Raw genomic sequence first — 3,364 nt, 5'->3', positions numbered from 1 at the left:
AGGGCACCGCCCTGCGCCGCATCGTCTTCACCGACGGCTCCGCCCTCGAACGCGACGCCGCCTTCATCAAGACCACCCTGCGCCAGCGCGCCGACTTCGCCGAGCGGCTCGGCTGCGCCACCTTCCCCGACGCCTGCGTCGAGGTCAACGAGTTCGGCCAGACGAGCGTCCCCGGCGTCTACGCCGCCGGTGACATGGCCCGCCGGGCCACCGTGCCCGTCCCGCTCGCCGCCGTGGTCGCGGCCGCCGCCAGCGGCACCGTCGCCGGCACCGTCATCGACCAGGACCTCGTCAGCGTCGACTTCAAGCTCCCCAACCCCTTCGCGTCCGGGAGGGCGTGACCCGCCATGTCCGACAGCACCTCCTCCGGAGCCACCGGCACCACCGCCGCCGCCGCTCCGGCGCACGACAGCAACGTCCCCCTGGCCACCGCCGGCCTCGTGCTCGGCATCCTGCTGTCCGTGCTCGACCAGACCGTCGTCGCCATCGCCCTGCCCGACATCACGGCGGACATCGGCGGCGGCGACTCCTTCAGCTGGGTCGTCACCGCCTACGTCCTCGCCTCCACCGCCACCGGCACCCTCTACGGACGCGTCAGCGACCGCCTCGGCCGCCGCTCCGTCTTCATCGGCGCCGTCGTCCTCTTCTCCGCCGCCTCGCTGCTGTGCGGGCTGGCCACGTCCATGCCGCAGCTCATCGCCGCCCGGGTGCTCCAGGGCATCGGCGCCGGCGCCCTCTTCGTGATCCCGACCGTCGCGCTCTCCGAGCTGTACCCGACCCATCTGCGCGGCAAGGTCCAGGGCCTCACCGGCGCCGTCTTCGCCCTCGCCAGCGTCGGCGGCCCGCTCGCCGGCGGCATCCTCACCGACACCGCCGGCTGGCGCTGGATCTTCTACATCAACATCCCGCTCGGCCTGCTCTCCATCGCCCTGTGCGCCTACGCGCTGCGCCTGCCGAAGGCGGCCGCCAGCGCACCCGTCGACCTCGCCGGTTCGGCGCTCCTCATGGGCGCCGTCGTCAGCCTCCTCCTCGTCACCGAATGGGGCGGCCGCGAGTACGCCTGGGGATCGGGCCAGATCCTCGGCCTGATCGCGCTCTGCGCGGTGCTCGCCGCCCTGTTCGTGTGGTGGGAGGGCAGGGCACGCAACCCGCTCCTCCCGCTGCGGCTGTTCACCAACCCGGCCCTGCGCGTCGCGCTGCCCGCGACCGCCGTCGTCGGCATGCTCCTGTACGGCTCCATCGTCTTCATGCCGACCTTCCTCCAGGCCGCCTACGACATGAGCGCCACCCAGGCCGGACTCGCGCTCAACCCGTACTTCATCCCCTTCGTCGCCATCTCCGCGATCGCCGGCGGCAAGGCGGGCGCGAGCGGCCGCTTCAAGCCGTACCTCCTCACCGGGGCGGGCCTGCTCACCGTCGCCTTCCTGCTCCTCAGCCTGCTCGACCTCGGCAGCCCGTACATCCTGGTGGCGGCCGAGATGGCGGTCCTCGGCCTCGGCTTCGGCCTGCTCATGCAGAACCTCGTCGTGGTCTCCCAGAACGCCGCAGCGCCCCCGGACCTGGCGGCCACCACCGCCGCCAACCTGTCCATCCGCGGCCTCGGCATGGCCATCGGCGTCGCCCTCTTCGGCAACCTGCTGGCCCGCGAGGTCGCCTCCGGACCCGGCGGCCCGGAGGCCACCGCGGCCGCCATCCCCGAGGTCTTCACCTGGGGCGTGCCGCTCGCCGTCCTCCTCGTGGCGCTCATCGCCCTGCTGCCCCGGCCCGACAGCCCCGGCCGGCAACCCGCGGCCGACGGCCCGGCACCCGCGCCCGAGGCGGCCTGACCGGTCCGGGCCCCGGCGGGACCCGAACCCGGCGCGGGAGCCCGCGCTCCCCGCACCACCCGGCCCGCATCGGCCCGCGCCCCGCGCGCGGGCCGGTGCGACGGCGCCCCGGGCCGGGCCCCGCCCCCGGCCGGGCCCGGGGCGCCGTACCCCTGAGAGGCCCGGGACGACGACGCCCGCGCCCCCCGACCTCCTGACCCCCGACCCCTCACCCCGGAAGTACACGATGCGCTCCCTCCTCCACGCCGCCCACCGCGCGGTCCACCGCGTCGCCGGCGGCCACGGCCACCACCCGCACCACCCCGGGAAGGACCCCGGCGGCATGGGCATCAGCGGCGAGGCCTACGACCGGCTCTCCGGCTGGGTCCTCGGCGGACTCCACCGCCGCGCCGCCGCCGACGTCTCCCGCGGCGCCCCCCGCGGCGGCGTCGTCGCCGACATCGGCACCGGCCCCGGCCGGCTGCTCCTGCGGATCGCCCGCACCCGCCCCGACCTCGTCCCCCACGGCGTCGACGTCTCACCCGCCATGGTCGACCGCGCCCGCGCCAACGCCCGCGCGCACGCCCTGACCGACCGCGTCACCGTCCACCTCGGGGACGCCGCCGCCCTTCCCCTGCCCGACGCGTCCGCCGACGTCCTCGTCTCCACGCTCAGCATGCACCACTGGTCCGACGTCCCCGGCGCCGTGGCCGAGGCCGCCCGCGTCCTGCGCCCCGGCGGCCGGCTCCTCGTCTACGACTTCCGGGGCGCCGACGACGGCCCCCTGCGCCAGGCCGTCGCCGCCCGGCCCGAGTTCACCGGCGGCCGGGTCCACCGCACCCACCTCACCGGCGCGCCCACCCTGCCGTTCCGGCTGTTCGCCCGCATGGAAGCCGTACGCGAGCCGGACCCCGCCGCGCCCGGCGGCCGTACCGCCGCGGGCTGACCGGACGGCCACCCCCGAAGGCCGGGTCGAACGCACCTGGCCCCCGCCCACCGACGGAGGTTGACTCCCCGCATGGCCACTCAGGAGAACTACGGTCCGACCAGCTACGGCGACGAGCTCGCCGACATCTACGACCACTGGATCGTCCGCCTCCAGGACGACACCGAGGACACCATCCGCTTCCTCGCCGCCCTCGCGGACCGCGCCGCCCGCGACACCGGCGTGAAACGGGTCCTCGAACTCGGCGTGGGCACCGGCCGGGTGGCCCTGCCGCTCAGCGAGCGGGGCGTGGACGTCACCGGCATCGACGCCTCCCCCGACATGCTCGACGTGCTGCGGGGCAAGCCCGGCAGCGACCGGGTCACCCTGGTCACCGGCGACTTCGCCGAACTCGACGTCGAAGGCCCCTTCGCCCTCGCCTACATCGTCTTCAACACCCTCTACAGCCTCGCCTCCCAGGAGGACCAGGTCCGCTGCCTGGCCAACGCCGCCCGGCTCCTGCCCGAACACGGCCGCTTCGTCGTCCAGGGCTTCGTCCCCGACACCGCCCGCTTCGAGGCCGCCCGGCGCAGCGGCGGGCTCATGGAGGTCGCCCGCAGCGAGGACCACAGCC

The 3,364-nt window shown here is 75.5% G+C and carries 4 protein-coding genes; all 4 read left to right on the top strand.

From position 1 onward, the window contains the following. A partial coding sequence (locus RIF68_RS31710) for an FAD-dependent oxidoreductase (RefSeq protein ID WP_309054715.1) occupies positions 1-341 on the top strand: 341 nt, incomplete at its 5' end. A 6-nt stretch (positions 342-347) separates the two neighbouring features. Next, positions 348-1,826 carry an MDR family MFS transporter gene (locus tag RIF68_RS31705; RefSeq protein WP_309054714.1) on the top strand — a complete coding sequence of 493 codons (1,479 nt, stop codon included), beginning with the start codon at positions 348-350 and terminating at the stop codon, positions 1,824-1,826. A 226-nt stretch (positions 1,827-2,052) separates the two neighbouring features. Next, the gene (locus RIF68_RS31700; RefSeq protein WP_309054713.1) at positions 2,053-2,751 is read left to right on the top strand and encodes a class I SAM-dependent methyltransferase; all 699 of its coding nucleotides are present in this window, start codon (positions 2,053-2,055) and stop codon (positions 2,749-2,751) included. 72 nt (positions 2,752-2,823) lie between these two features. Then, the coding region (locus tag RIF68_RS31695) for a class I SAM-dependent methyltransferase (protein WP_309054712.1) at positions 2,824-3,364 on the top strand (541 nt) is incomplete at its 3' end.

The organism is Streptomyces sp., from assembly GCF_031178505.1.
Lineage (GTDB): Bacteria > Actinomycetota > Actinomycetes > Streptomycetales > Streptomycetaceae > Streptomyces > Streptomyces gulbargensis.
Note: the sequence above shows the minus strand (reverse complement) of the source record. Positions and strands in the feature narration are given on the sequence as shown.